The 14,622-nt window shown below is 74.1% G+C and carries 15 protein-coding genes and 1 pseudogene; 7 read left to right on the plus strand and 9 right to left on the minus strand.

Features of this window, described 5'->3' with window-relative positions:
- Positions 1-107: 107 nt before the first annotated feature.
- From ACH4F6_RS09325 to ACH4F6_RS09335, 3 genes and pseudogenes are all read left to right on the plus strand, one after another.
- Positions 108-902, plus strand: coding sequence for an EI24 domain-containing protein (locus ACH4F6_RS09325; RefSeq protein ID WP_397959290.1), 795 nt, complete (start codon positions 108-110; stop codon positions 900-902).
- Positions 899-1,513 carry a LysE family translocator gene (locus ACH4F6_RS09330; RefSeq protein WP_397959291.1) on the plus strand — a complete coding sequence of 205 codons (615 nt, stop codon included), beginning with the start codon at positions 899-901 and terminating at the stop codon, positions 1,511-1,513. Before ACH4F6_RS09325 ends, ACH4F6_RS09330 begins: the two co-directional genes overlap by 4 nt.
- A gap of 107 nt (positions 1,514-1,620) precedes the next feature.
- A pseudogene (locus ACH4F6_RS09335) lies at positions 1,621-2,678 on the plus strand (winged helix DNA-binding domain-containing protein).
- Here ACH4F6_RS09335 and ACH4F6_RS09340 read toward each other — a convergent pair.
- Positions 2,655-3,902 carry a pyroglutamyl peptidase gene (locus tag ACH4F6_RS09340; protein WP_397959292.1) on the minus strand — a complete coding sequence of 416 codons (1,248 nt, stop codon included), beginning with the start codon at positions 3,900-3,902 and terminating at the stop codon, positions 2,655-2,657. The pseudogene ACH4F6_RS09335 and the gene ACH4F6_RS09340 sit on opposite strands and share 24 nt — an antisense overlap.
- 73 nt (positions 3,903-3,975) lie before the next feature.
- The gene (locus ACH4F6_RS09345) at positions 3,976-4,932 is read right to left on the minus strand and encodes a LysR family transcriptional regulator (RefSeq protein WP_397959293.1); all 957 of its coding nucleotides are present in this window, start codon (positions 4,930-4,932) and stop codon (positions 3,976-3,978) included.
- A 49-nt stretch (positions 4,933-4,981) separates the two neighbouring features.
- Between ACH4F6_RS09345 and ACH4F6_RS09350 the strand changes: the two genes are divergently transcribed.
- Together ACH4F6_RS09350 and ACH4F6_RS09355 are read left to right on the plus strand one after the other, a co-directional pair.
- On the plus strand, positions 4,982-5,371 hold the full coding sequence (locus ACH4F6_RS09350; protein ID WP_397959294.1) for a RidA family protein: 390 nt from the start codon (positions 4,982-4,984) through the stop codon (positions 5,369-5,371).
- A gap of 11 nt (positions 5,372-5,382) precedes the next feature.
- Positions 5,383-5,721 (plus strand): YrdB family protein, encoded by a 339-nt coding sequence (locus ACH4F6_RS09355; protein WP_397959295.1) that lies wholly within the window; start codon positions 5,383-5,385, stop codon positions 5,719-5,721.
- A gap of 299 nt (positions 5,722-6,020) precedes the next feature.
- On the opposite strand, the gene ACH4F6_RS09360 is transcribed toward ACH4F6_RS09355, so the two are convergent.
- Both ACH4F6_RS09360 and ACH4F6_RS09365 read right to left on the minus strand, forming a co-directional pair.
- Positions 6,021-6,989: an aldose epimerase family protein gene (locus ACH4F6_RS09360; protein ID WP_397959296.1), complete on the minus strand. Its 969-nt coding sequence runs from the start codon at positions 6,987-6,989 to the stop codon at positions 6,021-6,023.
- Between the two features lie 15 nt (positions 6,990-7,004).
- The gene (locus tag ACH4F6_RS09365) at positions 7,005-7,898 is read right to left on the minus strand and encodes an SGNH/GDSL hydrolase family protein (RefSeq protein ID WP_397959297.1); all 894 of its coding nucleotides are present in this window, start codon (positions 7,896-7,898) and stop codon (positions 7,005-7,007) included.
- 278 nt (positions 7,899-8,176) lie between these two features.
- Between ACH4F6_RS09365 and ACH4F6_RS09370 the strand changes: the two genes are divergently transcribed.
- Complete coding sequence (locus ACH4F6_RS09370; protein ID WP_363159649.1) at positions 8,177-8,671, plus strand: DUF3145 domain-containing protein; 495 nt, start codon at positions 8,177-8,179, stop codon at positions 8,669-8,671.
- Positions 8,672-8,805: 134 nt separating this feature from the next.
- Here ACH4F6_RS09370 and fabF read toward each other — a convergent pair whose 3' ends face one another.
- From fabF to fasR, 5 genes are all read right to left on the minus strand, one after another.
- Positions 8,806-10,077, minus strand: coding sequence for a beta-ketoacyl-ACP synthase II (gene fabF / locus ACH4F6_RS09375; protein WP_397959298.1), 1,272 nt, complete (start codon positions 10,075-10,077; stop codon positions 8,806-8,808).
- An 84-nt stretch (positions 10,078-10,161) separates the two neighbouring features.
- Positions 10,162-10,410: an acyl carrier protein gene (locus tag ACH4F6_RS09380; protein WP_030341284.1), complete on the minus strand. Its 249-nt coding sequence runs from the start codon at positions 10,408-10,410 to the stop codon at positions 10,162-10,164.
- A gap of 82 nt (positions 10,411-10,492) precedes the next feature.
- Complete coding sequence (locus tag ACH4F6_RS09385) at positions 10,493-11,494, minus strand: ketoacyl-ACP synthase III (RefSeq protein WP_397959299.1); 1,002 nt, start codon at positions 11,492-11,494, stop codon at positions 10,493-10,495.
- Positions 11,495-11,510: 16 nt separating this feature from the next.
- Positions 11,511-12,449 (minus strand): ACP S-malonyltransferase, encoded by a 939-nt coding sequence (locus ACH4F6_RS09390; protein ID WP_397959300.1) that lies wholly within the window; start codon positions 12,447-12,449, stop codon positions 11,511-11,513.
- An 89-nt stretch (positions 12,450-12,538) separates the two neighbouring features.
- Positions 12,539-13,744 carry a fatty acid biosynthesis transcriptional regulator FasR gene (gene fasR / locus ACH4F6_RS09395; protein ID WP_397959301.1) on the minus strand — a complete coding sequence of 402 codons (1,206 nt, stop codon included), beginning with the start codon at positions 13,742-13,744 and terminating at the stop codon, positions 12,539-12,541.
- 216 nt (positions 13,745-13,960) lie between these two features.
- On the opposite strand from fasR, the gene ACH4F6_RS09400 reads away from it, so the two are divergent.
- Positions 13,961-14,620: a pirin family protein gene (locus ACH4F6_RS09400; protein ID WP_397959302.1), complete on the plus strand. Its 660-nt coding sequence runs from the start codon at positions 13,961-13,963 to the stop codon at positions 14,618-14,620.
- Positions 14,621-14,622 lie beyond the last annotated feature (2 nt).

A 14,622-nucleotide genomic window follows, 5' to 3' on the forward strand; every position in this document is an offset into this window, starting at 1 on the left:
CGGCTCGGTGCCGAACGGCACCGCGTGCCCGCCGCGCGCGGACGGGTCCCCCTCGCACGGCCCCGGCACGGGGCAGATGATATGCACACGCCCGATAGAGTTCCGTCATGCGCGATCTCGGGGCCGGTTTCAAGTTCCTCCTGGAGGGCCAGCGGTGGGTGGCCCGGCACGGCAAGCAGTTCGGCTTCGGGCTGCTCCCGGGGCTGATCACCCTCGTCCTGTACGTGGGCGCGCTGGTGGCGCTCGGGGTGTGGGGCGGGGACTTCGTGGCGTGGGCGACGCCGTTCGCCGACGACTGGTCGAGCCCGTGGCAGGGGCTGTTCCGCGGCCTCCTCACGGTGGTGCTGTTCGCCCTCGGCCTGCTCCTGTCCGTGGTGACCTTCACCGCGGTCACGCTGCTGATCGGGCAGCCCTTCTACGAGAGCCTCTCCGAGGCGGTCGACCGTGACGTCTCGCCCGACGGGACGGCCCCGAAGTCGGGGCTGCCGTTCTGGCGGGAGCTGTGGGTCTCGGCCCGCGACAGCCTGCGGATCGTGGTGCGGGCCCTGCTGTGGGGCGTGCTGCTGTTCGCCCTCGGGTTCATCCCGTTCGTCGGGCAGACCGTCGTCCCGGTGATCGGCTTCTTCGTCACCGGCTTCTTCCTCACCGAGGAGCTCACCGCCGTCGCCCTGCAGCGCCGGAACGTCGACCTGCGCGCCCGCCTCACCCTCCTGCGCGCCCGCAAGACCCTGGTCTGGGGCTTCGGCGCCCCGCTGGGCCTGGCCTTCCTGGTCCCCTTCGTCGCGGTGTTCCTGATGCCGGGCGCGGTCGCGGGCGCGACGCTCATGGCGCGGGAGCTGCTGGGGGAGGAGACCGGCGACCGGGCCGCCGACGACCGTGAGGAGGAGGGCGCCGCCCCGTGACCGAGATACTCGCCGTGGCCGTCATCACCGTCCTGGCCGTCGTCGCGCCGGGCGCCGACTTCGCCATGATCGTCCGCAACAGCTACCTCCACGGCCGCCGCACGGGCCTGTTCGCGGCCGCGGGCGTCGCGGCCGGCGTCCTCGTCCACGTCACGTACACGATGCTCGGCGTGGGCCTGCTGATCGCGTCCTCCACCTTCCTCTTCACCGTCATCAAGCTGACCGGCGCGGCCTACCTGGTCCACGTCGGCGTCCGCACCTTCCGCACCGAGACCCGGGTCGAGGTCGACCTGAGCGGCGGGACGGAGCTGTCCCCGCTCGCCGCCCTGCGGGCCGGCTTCCTCACCAACGTCCTCAACCCGAAGACGACCCTCTTCGTCGTCTCGACCTTCGCCCAGGCCGTCAGCCCCGGCACCCCGGTGTACCGGCAGGTCGGCTACGGCCTGTTCATGTCGCTCGCCCACCTGCTGTGGTTCGGCGTCGTCGCCGTCTTCTTCTCGCAGGAGCGGATGCGCACGCTGATGCTGCGCGCCCAGAAGGTCCTCAACAAGGTCATCGGCTCCGTCCTGGCCGGCCTGGGCGTCGGCCTGGCCCTCGCGCCCTCGCACTAGCGGCCGTGGAGACCGTCACCGCCGGCGAGCTCAACCGGGCCACGCTCGCCCGCCGGCTCCTCCTCGGCCGGGAGCCGCTGGAGGTCACGGAGGCGGTGCGCCGCCTCGTGGCCCTGCGGGCGCAGCACCCCGCCTCGCCCTGCATCGCCCTCTGGGCCCGCCTCGCCGGCTTCCGGCCGGCCGCCCTGGACGAGGCGTTCGGCGCCGGCACGGTCGTGAAGGCGACCCTGATGCGGATCACGCTGCACGCCGTCCACGCCGACGACCACCGCGCCTTCCGCGGCGCGATGCAGCAGACGCTGTACGCCTCCCGGCTCGGCAACCGCTTCGCCGCGGCCGGACTCACCCCGGACGACGCGGACGCACTCGTGCCGGCCCTCCTGGAGTTCACCCGACGGCGGCGCACCGCCGCCGAGATCCAGGCATGGCTGGGGGAGCGGCTCGGCGCGGAGCGGGCGGCCGGCGCCTGGTGGGGCCTGGGGGGCTACGCGCCGCTCCTGCGCGCCCCCAACGGCGGCCCCTGGTCTTCGGCGCCCGGCCGTCCTTCGTCGCGGCCCCGCCCGGTCCGCCGCTCGCCGGGCGGGCCCCGGAACCGGAGGCCCTGCGCGCCCTCGTCCTGCGCTACCTCGCCGGCTTCGGTCCGGCGACGGAGGCGGACCTCGCCCGGTTCGCCATGGTGCGGCGGGCCCCGCTCCGGCAGGCCCTGCGCGCCCTGGACGACGACGGCGCGCTCGAACGCCTCGCCACCGCCGACGGCACCCCCCTCCACGACCTGCCCGGCGCCCCGCGCCCGCCCGCCGACACGGCGGCTCCGCCGCGCCTGCTGCCCATGGGGGACAGCGTCCTGCCGGCCTACGCGGACCGCGCCCGGGTGATCCCGCCGGAGTACCGGTCGCTGGTCGTCCGCGCCGACGGGGACGTCCTGCCGACGCTGCTCGTCGACGGCCGGGTCGCGGGCGTGTGGCGTCCGGTGGACGGCGGCGTCGAGGCGAGCGCCTTCCGTCCGCTCCCGCCGGACGCGTGGGAGGGCCTGGCGGCCGAGGCCCGCTCCCTGACCACCCTGCTCGCCGGCCGCGAGCCCGGCGTCTACGGCCGCCACGCCCACTGGTGGGCCGAGCTCCCGCCCGCCGCCGAGGTGCGGCTATTCGCCGGCGGCGACGGCTAGGACCGCCCGCACCTGCGCGATGATGTCCAGCCGGTTGCGGACGAACTCCGGGTCGGTCACCGACCCCGTCGCCGGATCGGTGTTCCCGGTCCCGAACTGGAGCACCGGCGTGTGCACATGCCCGCCCGGCAGGGTGTCGTGCAGGCCGAGCCGGTCCCGCAGCAGCGTCGCCCGGTAGGCGATCTCGTTGGAGAGGTAGTTGCCGCCGCCCCCGGCCCGCGCGGTCGACCCGGGAGTGGGCCCGTCGGGCCGTACGACGGACTCGGTGGAGCCCGCGGGGACCTCGGTCACGCTCGTGTTGTCGTAGACCGGGAACCGGCCGGTGTCCGCCGCGACGATCCGGGCGTACGGCAGGGTCGTGGTCGTCCACTGAGGCTGCGAGGCCGGGTCGGCGACCGGGATCGTCTCCGTCCGGCTCGCGGTGTCGTTGTCCGGGAAGCCGCCGCGCCAGGCGCCGTTCGTCCGCTCGACGTCGAAGCGGCCGACGCGTCCCTGGCTCACGGTCGCGAAGAGGTCGACGTGCGGCAGGTACGGCCGCAGGGCGCGCTCCACCGTCCCCTCGGCGAAGTCCTGCCAGCGCACCGGGAACACGGCCGTCTCCACCCGGGCCGGTCCGTCCGCCGTCCGGATCACCGTGCCGTCGAGGGCGAGCGCGGTCGCTCCGGACGGGTTGGAGATCCGGATGTCCCGGTCCAGCGTGAACGGGTCGAAGCCGGTGACCAGGACGCGCTTCAGTGCCTTGCCGGCCGGGTGCCGGTAGGCGATGTCGTCCTGGCCGCGCGAGGTGCGCTCCAGGTCGGCCAGCAGAGCCGCCCGCCGGACCGCGTCGAGTCCGAAGCCCGGCTCCCAGGCGCGCACCGCGCGGGTCATGCCCAGCCGTGCCCAGTACAGCGGACGGTCGTCATCCCGGCTGAGCTCCCCACCGGCCGGTCCGCGGCCCTGCGCCCGGTCCACGGCCCGCCGCCACAGCGCCGCGCCCTCGCGGACGACGACGCGGCGCGCCTGCGCGTAGGAGCGGGCCCCGTCGAGCAGCCGGGCGAACCGGGGGGCCACCGTGTCGAACCCGGAGGCCGCGAGGATCTCCTGCGGGACCGTCCGGTCCAGCCGCTGCTCCTCGACGGTGGGCGCGGGTGCCGTGCCGGCCGCGGTCGCGGTCGTCGGGGCCGTGAGGCAGGCCGTCAGGGCCATGCCGAGGACGGCGAGGCGAACTCGTGTCGCGGACATGGGAACGGGGGTCCTTCCGTCGCTGCGGGGCGCGTGGCGCGGGACGGCGGAAGTATCGCGTGACGGGTGTGGTCTACGCCATGGGGCGCGGAACCGCCCCGGCCGCCTCCCTCAGCGCCGCGACGAACTCCTCCTCCGCCGCCGTCGGCGGCCGGCCCCGGACCGTCGCCGCGTACACCGCCCTCGCCGGCGCGCCCTCGTCGAGGACCGGCAGCAGGGCGATGTCGGGCCGCACGGCCGTGGCGGCGAGCGCCGGGACCAGCGTCACGCCGAGGCCCGCGGCCACGTACCCCTGCTTGGCCGTCCACTCGCCGACGACATGGGCGACGCGCGGCCGGAAACCCGCCCGCAGGGCCGCGTCGAGCAGGGTGCCCTCGGGACGGGCGCCCCCGCAGATCCAGTCGGCGTCGGCGAGTTCGCCGAGCCGCACCGGACGGGGGAACGCCGCCAGCGGGTGGTCGGCCGGGACGGCGACGTACAGGGACTCGTCGAGCACGTGGTGCAGGGTGCACGCCTCCAGCCGGGCGCGGCCGGTCGTCGACACCACCGCCAGGTCGAGGTGACCGGCGGTCAGCCGCTCCAGCAGGGCCGGGGTGAGGCCTTCCTCCCGTGTGACGCGCACGCCCGGGCGGCGGGCGCGGAAGGCGGCCAGGGCCTGCGGCACCAGGGCCGCGTCGGCCGTGGCGAACGCCCCGAACCGCAGCCGGCCCCCGGCCCCCGCCCGCAGCGCCGACAGATCCCGCCCGGCCCCGCGCAACGCCTCGGTCACCGTCTCCGCGTACGGCACGAGCACCCGCCCGGCCTCCGTCGGCCGCACACCCCGCGGCAGCCGGTCGAAGAGCGGGGCCCCGCCCAACGCGGCCTCCAGGGAGGCGATCTGACGGGAGACCGCGGACTGGGTCCAGCCCAGGGTCCGCGCGGCGACCGTGAACGAGCCGTGCCGGGCCACCTCCAGGAACACCCGCAGCCACACGGTGGACAGGTCGGGCACGTCCGAGGGTTCCTCATGCGGGTTCGGCATGGCTGCCATGCTAGACATTCGCTTGTCGCATCCCCGGACCGGTTCTAGCGTCGACCGCATGGAGATCACCCTCGGCAGCCCCGCCTCCGCGCCCCAGCCGCTCAGCCCCTACTACTCGCAGGTCGCCCGCGTCCGGCAGGCCGACGGCGGCGCCCTGTTGTTCCTCTCCGGCCAGATCGCCGAGGGCGCCACGCTCGCCGAGCAGACGCGCGGCGTCTTCGAGACCATCGACGCCCTGCTGAAGGCCCACGGCGCCACCCTGGCCGACGTCGTCAACATCCGCACCTACCTGACGGACATCTCCCGCCTCGAGGAGTACGGCGCCGTCCGCCGGGAGTTCCTCACCGGCACCCCGCCCACCAGCATGACCTTCGAAGTGCCGCGGCTGTTCCGGCCCGAGGCGCAGGTGGAGATCGAAGTCGTGGCGGCGGTCGCCGCCGGCGGGTGATACTGCCGCGTGTGAACGCAGCGAAGTCCGTGAACCTGGGCGTCCTCTTCCTGGTGGAGATCGGCGCCCTCGTGGCCGTCTCCCGCTGGGGCTTCACCCGGGAGACGGCCACCCCGCTCGCCCTGCTGCTCGGACTCGCGGCCCCCGCGCTGCTCGTCGCGCTGTGGGCGCTGTTCGGGGCGCGGAAGGCGCGGTACCCCGCGCGCGGCGCCGCGCGCTTCGGCTTCGAGGCGCTGTGGTTCGGGGCGGGGGTGCTGGCCCTGGTGGCCGTGGGGGACACCGGCGGGGCGGTCACGCTCGCCGTTCTCGTCGTGGCCGCCAAGTCGCTGGCCCTGGCCTGGGGACAGTGACGGGGACGGCGACAGGCCGCACCCGGTCGGAGCGCCGGGGCCGTCGTCGAGCTCCCGCGGCGCGCCTCCGGGGCCGGGGACGAGGCCGCCACCGGTGGTTCTTTGTGAAGGGTTCGTACGAAATCCAGGTGGGTAGGTCTCTCACGGGCCGCAGGACCACCGCGACGATTAACGTCTGACGCGGGACCGCGCGTCCCCTCGAGCAGCCCCGGTCCGGGACCTGACCCCTGGACCGGGGCTCGTCGTTTCCCGGGCGGCGCCCGCGCCCGGCCCGTGCGGCCCGCCCCGGGTGCGCGGCCCTACCGCGCCGAGAAGCCGTACACCGTCTCCGACCGGTACACCTCGCCCGGCCGCAGCACGGTGGCCGGGAACTCCGGACGGTTCGGGGAGTCCGGGAAGTGCTGGGTCTCCAGCGCCACACCGTCGCCCGGCGCGAAGGGCTCGCCCAGGTGGTCGCCGGTGTACAGCTGGACGCCCGGCTCGGTCGTCGCCACCGTCAGCACCCGCCCGGACGCCGGGTCGTACAGCTCGGCCACCTCCACCGGCGTGTCCGTGACCCCCTTGTCGAGCACGAAGTTGTGGTCGTACCCGGAGCCGATCCCGCGGGCCGTGCGGAAGTCGAAGCGGCTGCCCGCCACCTCCGCCACCCCGGTCGGGATCAGGTCCGCGTCGACCGGGGTGTACCGGGAGGCGGCCAGCCGCAGCTCGTGCCCGCCGGCGTTCCCCGAGCCGGCGAGGTTGAAGTAGCTGTGGTTGGTCAGGTTCACCACCGTCGGCGCGTCCGTCACCGCCTCGTACGCGATCCGCAGCGCGCCCGACGCCTCGAGCGTGTACGTCGCCGAGACCTCCAGCCGCCCCGGGAAGCCCTCCTCGCCGTCCGGGCTGACCCGGCTCAGCCGCAGCCCGTGCTCGACCGGCTCCACCTCCCACACCCGCTTGTCGAAGCCGCGCTCGCCGCCGTGCAGGGAGTTGGGCGCGTTGTTCGGCGCGAGCGGGTACGTCACGCCGTCCAGGGCGAAGCGGGCGTGCGCGATCCGGTTGGCGTACCGGCCGACCAGGGCGCCGAGGAAGGGCTCCGGACGGGTGAGGTAATCCTCCAGGCGGGCGAACCCCAGCACCACGTCCGCCGTGCGCCCCCGACGGTCCGGGACCTCCACCGACTGCACGATCCCGCCGTACGACAGGACGCGCACCCGTACGCCCGCGCGCTCCAGGGTCCAGCGGTGCACCGCCGTGCCGTCGGAAAGTGTTCCGAAGTGTTCGCTCATGGGCGAAACCCTAAGTCACGCGCTCCGGGCCGTGACCTTCCGGTAGGCGATCTCGGCCAGCCGGGCCTGCCCGTCCTTGCTCGGGTGGAACCAGTCCCAGGGGCTCAACTGGTCCGTGCCGAACCGGTACTCGTACACCGCGCCCCCGTCGGACCGGCACCGCGGGTCCTCGGCGCAGACCTCCCGCAGCACGGTGTTGTAGTCCTCGACCCGCTTCTGCACCGTCTCGCGCCGCAGGTTCGCCGCCGGGTCCAGGGCGTCGGCGTCGCCCAGCATCGACGGGCAGATCCCCAGCTTCCACACCTGCTTGCCCAGCACGTTGGTCCGCCCCTGCGACCACAGCCGCTTGAGGTTCGGCACGCTCGCCACGTACACCTGCGTCTTCGGCGCGGCCCGGCGCAGCGTGCGCATCGCCTCCTCGAACCCCGCGCGGAAGTCGGCCACCGGCGTCATGGCGTCCGCCGAGGACCGGCAGGCGTCGTTCGCCCCCGCCATCACCGTCACCAGCTCCGGCCTGCGGGCCGCCGCCTGCGCCATCTGGGCCGGCAGGTCCGCCATCCGGGCCCCGGTCACCGCGTAGTTCCAGCTGTGCGTCGCCGCCCCCGACGCCCCCAGCAGCCGTACGGCGAGGCTGTTCACCTCGGCGCTGTCACCCGTCGCCCAGGACACCTCGGGGCAGTCCGCCAGGACCGAGCACGCGTCGAAGCCACGGGTGATGGAGTCGCCGACCGCCGCGATCGAGGCCGGGCTGCTGTCCCACACCGGGGTCGGCGAGGGGGAGGCCCGGCGCGCCTGCGAGGACGACGGCTCCGGGCCGTCCCCGCCCAGGACGTCACAGCCCGCCGCGCCCAGCACGGCGGCCGCCGCGACGGCCGCGACCGCCCGCGAGCGGTGACTTCGCTTCCGCATCCCCTGGTGTCCCCTCGGATCGTCCGGTACGCCCGGCCGGACGAGTCGCCGGCCCCCACCCATGACAACGTCCGGGAGTTCCCGGCTCCCGCGGGAAACCGCGCGACGCGCCCGCACAGGCGTCCTGCCGGGTGAATGGCGGGCGTTTCACGGCACCGGGACCGACGGTCCGTCACACTCCTTGCCCCGCCGCACGGTAGCCTCGCCATCAACGTGGCTTCCCCGCCACCGCCGCCATGCCAGCCTGCCAGCCTGTCCCGCTCTGCCCGGAGGTCCCGGTGACGACACGTGGAGTTCTGTACGTGCACTCCGCGCCGCGCGCGCTGTGCCCGCACGTCGAGTGGGCCGTCGCCGGGGTGCTCGGCACGCGCGTCAACCTCGACTGGATCCGGCAGCCCGCCGCCCCCGGCACCTGGCGCTCGGAGTTCTCCTGGCAGGGCGAGGCCGGCACCGCGTCCAAGCTCGCCTCCGCCCTGCGCGGCTGGCACCTGCTCCGCTTCGAGGTCACCGCCGAGCCCTGCGCCACCGCCGAGGGCGAGCGCTACAGCTGCACCCCCGACCTGGGCATCTTCCACGCCGTCACCGGCATCCACGGCGACATCCTCATCCCCGAGGACCGGCTGCGCGCCGCGCTGACGCGGTCCCAGCGCGGCGAGACCGACCTGGAGGCGGAGATCGCCAAGCTCCTGGGCAAGCCGTGGGACGACGAACTGGAGCCGTTCCGCTACGCCGGCGAGGGAGCCCCGGTGCGCTGGCTGCACCAGGTGGTCTGACACCCCGTCCGAACGCCGCTTCCCCCCGCCGCGCCGGGGAACACGCCGAGGACACACCGCGGAACACGCAGGGAACACACCGAAGGGGCCCCCACCGGCCGGTGGGGGCCCCTTCAGGTGCGTACACGCGCCTCTCAGACCGTACGGAACGCCAGCACCACGTTGTGCCCGCCGAAGCCGAACGAGTCGTTCAGCGCGGCGATGCGGCCCTCGACGGGCAGCTTGCGCGCCTCCCCCCGCACGATGTCGGCGTTGGCCTCGGCCTCGGGGTCGAGGTTCTCGATGTTGATGGTCGGCGGAGCCACCCGGTGGTACAGGGCGAGGATCGTCGCGACGCTCTCGATACCGCCCGCCCCGCCCAGCAGGTGACCGGTCATCGACTTGGTCGCGGAGACCGCGAAGTGGTCGGCGTCGTCGCCGAACACCTTGCGCAGCGCCTTCAGCTCGGCCACGTCACCGGCCGGCGTCGACGTGGCGTGCGCGTTGACGTGCACGATCTCCGCCGGGTCCAGGTCGGTGCGGTCCAGCAGGTTCTGCAGGGCGTGCGCGATGCCGCGGCCCTCCGGCTCCGGCTGCACGATGTCGTGGGCGTCGGCGGAGATGCCCTGTCCGACCGCCTCGGCGTACACCCGCGCCCCGCGCCCGGCGGCGTGCTCGGCGGACTCCAGGACGATCACGCCGGCGCCCTCGCCGAGCACGAAGCCGTCGCGCGCGGTGTCGTAGGGGCGCGAGGCGCCCTGCGGGTCGTCGTTGTTCTTGGACATCGCCATCATGTTGCCGAACGCGGCGATGGGCAGCGGGTGGATCGCCGCCTCCGTGCCGCCGGCGACGACGACGTCGGCGCGGCCGGTGCGGATCATCTCGATGGCGTAACCGATGGCCTCGGCGCCCGACGCGCAGGCGGAGACCGGGGTGTGCACGCCCGCGCGGGCGCCGACGAGCAGGCCCACGTTGGCGGACGGGCCGTTCGGCATCAGCATGGGCACGGTGTGCGGGGAGACGCGGCGGACGCCCTTCTCCTTCAGCACGTCGTACTGGTCCAGCAGGGTCGTCACGCCGCCGATGCCGGAGGCGATGACCGCGCCGAGGCGGTCGGGGTCGACGGAGGGATCCTCACCGGCCTTGGCCTCGAAACCGGCGTCCTTCCACGCCTCCTGAGCCGCGATCAGCGCGAACTGCGCCGAGCGGTCCAGCTTGCGGGCCTGCGGCCGCGGGAGGACCTCGGTGGGCTCCACGGCGACCGAGGCCGCGATCTTGACGGCCTGGTCGGCCGCCCAGTCCTGCTCCAGGGGCTTGACGCCGGACTTGCCGGCGACCAGGCCCTCCCAGGTAGAGGCTGCGTCGCCACCCAGCGGTGTGGTTGCGCCGATACCGGTGACGACCACGGTGCGATTGGTCGGGCTCACGGGAATTCTTTCTCCAACGATCGGGATTCAGCGGCGCCACCGCCGGGTGGCGGGGCGGGCCGGAGCGTCCGGCCCAAGCAGGGCTCAGGCCTGGTGCTTGAGGATGTAGTCGGTCGCGTCGCCGACGGTCTTGAGGTTCTTGACGTCCTCGTCCGGGATCTTCACGTCGAAGCGCTCTTCGGCGGCGACGACGACCTCGACCATGGACAGGGAGTCGACGTCCAGGTCGTCGGTGAAGGACTTGTCCAGCTGGACGTCCTCAACCGGGATCCCGGCGATCTCGTTCACGATCTCGGCGAGACCGGCGACGATCTCTTCCTGAGTGGCGGCCATGTTGGCGCTCCTTCGTAGATGTTCCAGAGGGTGTGGCAGTGGGTGTTTCCCGCTCCGGACCGCATGATCCGGCACGGAGTGCCTAGGGGAGGGTAACGACCGTCGCGGCGTACACGAGACCCGCCCCGAATCCGATGACGAGCGCGGTGTCGCCGCTCTTCGCCGCGCCGGTCGCCAGGAGCCGCTCCATCGCGAGCGGGATCGAGGCGGCCGAGGTGTTGCCGGTGGTGCGCACGTCACGGGCGACCGTGACGGACTCCGGCAGCTTGAGGGTCTTCACCATCGAGTCGATGATCCGCTCGTTGGCCTGGTGCGGGATGAAGACGTCCAGGTCGTCGGAGGTGATCCCGGCCGCGTCCAGCGCCTGCTGGGCGACCTTCGCCATCTCGAACACGGCCCAGCGGAAGACCGCCTGGCCCTCCTGGGTGATCGCGGGGAAGCGCTCGACCACGCCGTCGCGGTAGTCCGTCCACGGCACGGTCTGCTTGATGGTCTCCGACTTGTCGCCCTCGGAGCCCCAGACCGTCGGGCCGATCGCCGGCTCCTGGGAGGGGCCGACCACCACCGCGCCGGCGCCGTCGCCGAACAGGAAGGCCGTCGCGCGGTCCTCCAGGTCGGTCAGGTCGGACAGCCGCTCGACGCCGATGACCAGGACGTACTCGGCGGAGCCCTCGACGATCATGCCCTTGGCCAGGGTGAGGCCGTAGCCGAAGCCCGCGCAGCCGGCCGAGATGTCGAAGGCGGCGGCCTTGTCCGTGCCGAGCTTGTCGGCGATCTCGGTGGCCACGGCCGGCGTCTGCTTGAAGTGCGAGACGGTCGAGACGACCACGGCGCCGATCTGCCCGGCGGTGATGCCGGCGTCGGCGATCGCCTTGCCGGACGCCTCGACCGACATGGCGGCGACGGTCTCCTCGTCGTTCGCCCAGTGCCGGGTCTCGATGCCGGAGCGCGAGCGGATCCACTCGTCGGACGAGTCGATCGTCTCGAGGATCACCTCGTTGGGCACCACACGGGTGGGCCGGTACCCGCCCACGCCGAGGATGCGCGCGTACGGGGCGCCCTTGCTGGGCTTGATCTTCGACATGATCGTCGGCTCCTTGTCAGGCAGTGTGCTCGGCGATGACCTCGCGGGCCGCGTCGAGATCGTCGGGGGTCTTCAGCGCGAGCGTCTTCACGCCGGGCAGGGCGCGCTTGGCGAGACCGGTGAGGGTGCCGCCGGGGCACACCTCGATGAGCGCGGTGACGCCGAGTTCCTTGAACGTCTCCATGCACAGGTCCCAGCGGACCGGGTTGGCGACCTGGCCGACGAGCCGCTCGAGGACCTCGGCACCGGTGGCGACGGTCCGCCCGTCCTTGTTGGAGACGTAGGGCACCGCCGGGTCGGCGGGCGTGAGCTCCTTGGCCGCGGTGGCCAGCGTCTCGACCGCGGGGGCCATGTGGTGGGTGTGGAAGGCGCCGGCGACCTTGAGGGGCACGACCTTGCGGACGCCCTCGGGCTTGTCCTCGTTCAGCGCGGCGAGCTGCTCCAGCGTGCCGGCGGCGACGATCTGGCCGGCGCCGTTGACGTTGGCCGGGGTCAGGCCCAGCTTCTCCAGGTGCGCCACGGAGACCTCGGGGTCGCCGCCGAGCAGCGCCGACATCCCGGTCCCGGTGACCGCGGCGGCCTCGGCCATCGCCAGGCCGCGCTTGCGGACCAGGGTCAGGGCGGCGGTGTCGTCGAGGACGCCGGCGAAGGCCGCGGCGGTGATCTCGCCGACACTGTGACCCGCGACGGCGTTCGGCGCGCCCGCCGCGTCGGCGGCGTGCGGGTGGGCACCGAGTGCCGCGGCGGAGAGGAGGCCGGCGGCGACGAGCAGCGGCTGCGCCACCGCGGTGTCGCGGATCGCGTCCGCGTCGGCCTGCGTGCCGTAGTGGGCGAGGTCCAGTCCGATGGCGTCCGACCACGCGGCGACGCGTGCGGCGGCGCCGGGCAGTTCGAGCCAGGGGGTCAGGAAGCCGGGCGTCTGGGCGCCCTGGCCGGGAGCGACGAGTACGAGCACTCTCACACTCTCTCTTGAGGGCGGCCACGGCCGCCCGTGGGGACAGGGACGAAGAACGGCAAGGGGTTTTGTGGGTCCTCGACAAAACGCTAGGTCTGGGGATCTCCATCGACCAGACGCCCCAGGATCAGCGCGATGCGCAAGGTGAACGCCGAGCGTACATCCGAAGGCGACCAACCGGTGACGTCTGTCACACGTCGAAGCCGGTAGCGCACGGTGTTGGGATGGACGAACAGCATCCGGGCCGCACCCTCCAGACTGGACGCCTGTTCGAGATAGACGGAGAGCGTCTCCAGGAGCGCGGACCCCGCTTCCTCGAGCGGTCTGTAGATCTCCTCCACCAACTGCTGGCGTGCGCTCGGATCGCCCGCGATGGCGCGCTCCGGGAGGAGGTCGTCGGCCAGGACCGGCCGGGGGGCGTCCTGCCAGGCGGAACACGCCTTCAGCCCGGCCGCGGCGGCCTGCGCGGACCGGGTCGCGGCGAGCAGGTCGGGCACGACGGGTCCGGCGACGACCGGCCCCGCGGCGAACGGCCCGATCAGCGACTTGGCCACGGCGAGCGGATTGTCGCTGCCGCCCGCGATGACGACGAGCCGGGAGCCGAGCACCCCGGTGAGCACCTGGAGCTTGGCGTGGCGCGAGGCCCGCCGGATGGCCTCCACCGTCAGCTCGGAGTCGCCGTCCGGGGCGGTCCCCAGGACGACGCACACGTGCTCGGGCGCGTTCCAGCCGAGCGCCGCGGCCCGGCTCACGGCCCCCTCGTCGGCCTCGCCGCTGAGCACGGCGTTGACGACGAGCGACTCCAGCCGGGCGTCCCAGGCACCGCGTGCCTCGGCGGCCTGGGCGTAGACCTGGGCGGTGGCGAAGGCGATCTCACGGGCGTACACCAGCAGCGCCTCCCGCAGCACGCTCTCGTCGCCCGGGGCCGCGACCTCGTCGATCGCGGACTCCATCACCTCGATGGTCGTGCGGACCATCTCGACGGTCTGGCGGAGCGTGATGGCCCGGGTCAGCTCGCGCGGCGCCGTGCCGAAGACGTCGGTGGAGATCGCCTGCGGGGCGTCGGGGCGCCGGAACCACTCCGTGAAGGCGGCGATGCCCGCCTGGGCGACCAGCCCGATCCAGGAACGGTTCTCCGGGGGCATCGCCCGGTACCACGGCAGCGTCTCGTCCATGCGCGCGATCGCCTGGGCGGCGAGGCTGCCGGAGGACCTCTCCAGCCGCTTCAGCGTCGCGGAGTGGGGGTGGACGGCGTGCACAGTGGCTTCGGTGGTGCTGGTTTCGGGTTCGGGCACGGGACAAGACTGCCTTATCGGGACGCGCGCGTGGATCGGCGGGTCCCCGGGGACCTCGTTCCCGGCCCCCGCTCCGGTCCTGGAGGGGCCCGTCCCCGGACCTCCCCCGAGGGGCGCCCCCGGACGGGCCGGTCCCGCGGCCGGCGCCGGAGGGCGCGCGGCTCCGCCGGGGACGGCGCGGTCCGCCGGGGCGCCGCGGGGTCTACCGTGGTCCGCGTGATGGACGTACGGCGCGCCGGTGAGCGCTACCGCGGCGGGGACCCGCAGGCCGGGATCGAGTCCCGGCACGCCTTCTCCTTCGGCGCCCACTACGACCCGGACAACCTCCGGTTCGGCGCGCTGATCGCCTGCAACGAGGAGCGGCTCGCCCCCGGCGCCGGCTTCGACGAGCACCCCCACAGCCACACCGAGATCGTGACGTGGGTGGTCGAGGGCGAGCTGACCCACCGCGACTCCCGGGGCCACGAGACGACCGTCCGCCCCGGTGACGTGCAGCGGCTCAGCTCGGCCGGCGGGGTCCGGCACGTGGAGCGCAACGACGCCGACGCACCCCTGGCCTTCGTGCAGATGTGGCTGGCCCCGCTGGAGCCCGGCGGCGAGCCCGCCTACGACCTCGTGCGCGGCATCGCCGACTCCACCCCGTACGCCGTCCCCGAGGCGGGCGCGATGCTGCACGTACGGCGGCCGGCGGCGGGGGAGCGGACCGCGCTGCCGGACGCGGCGCTCGCGTACGTGCACGTGGTGCGCGGCACCGTGCGGATCGGGCCGCACGAGCTCGGGCCGGGGGACGCGGTGCGCGCCGCGGACGAGAGGGACCTGGAGGCCGTCGCCGGACCGGGTCCCGCCGAACTGCTGGTCTGGGAGATGCGGGGGTGAGC

The sequence above is a fragment of the Streptomyces sp. NPDC017936 genome, from assembly GCF_044328485.1.
Lineage (GTDB): Bacteria > Actinomycetota > Actinomycetes > Streptomycetales > Streptomycetaceae > Streptomyces.

Excerpts from the sequence above, each read along its gene's own strand:
- ACH4F6_RS09325 (WP_397959290.1), top strand. The coding sequence starts at position 108 with ATGCGCGATCTCGGGGCCGGTTTCAAGTTCCTCCTGGAGGGCCAGCGG.
- ACH4F6_RS09340 (WP_397959292.1), bottom strand. The coding sequence starts at position 3,902 with ATGTCCGCGACACGAGTTCGCCTCGCCGTCCTCGGCATGGCCCTGACG.
- ACH4F6_RS09345 (WP_397959293.1), bottom strand. The coding sequence starts at position 4,932 with ATGGCAGCCATGCCGAACCCGCATGAGGAACCCTCGGACGTGCCCGAC.
- ACH4F6_RS09350 (WP_397959294.1), top strand. The coding sequence starts at position 4,982 with ATGGAGATCACCCTCGGCAGCCCCGCCTCCGCGCCCCAGCCGCTCAGC.
- ACH4F6_RS09360 (WP_397959296.1), bottom strand. The coding sequence starts at position 6,989 with ATGAGCGAACACTTCGGAACACTTTCCGACGGCACGGCGGTGCACCGC.
- ACH4F6_RS09365 (WP_397959297.1), bottom strand. The coding sequence starts at position 7,898 with ATGCGGAAGCGAAGTCACCGCTCGCGGGCGGTCGCGGCCGTCGCGGCG.
- ACH4F6_RS09380 (WP_030341284.1), bottom strand. The coding sequence starts at position 10,410 with ATGGCCGCCACTCAGGAAGAGATCGTCGCCGGTCTCGCCGAGATCGTG.
- ACH4F6_RS09385 (WP_397959299.1), bottom strand. The coding sequence starts at position 11,494 with ATGTCGAAGATCAAGCCCAGCAAGGGCGCCCCGTACGCGCGCATCCTC.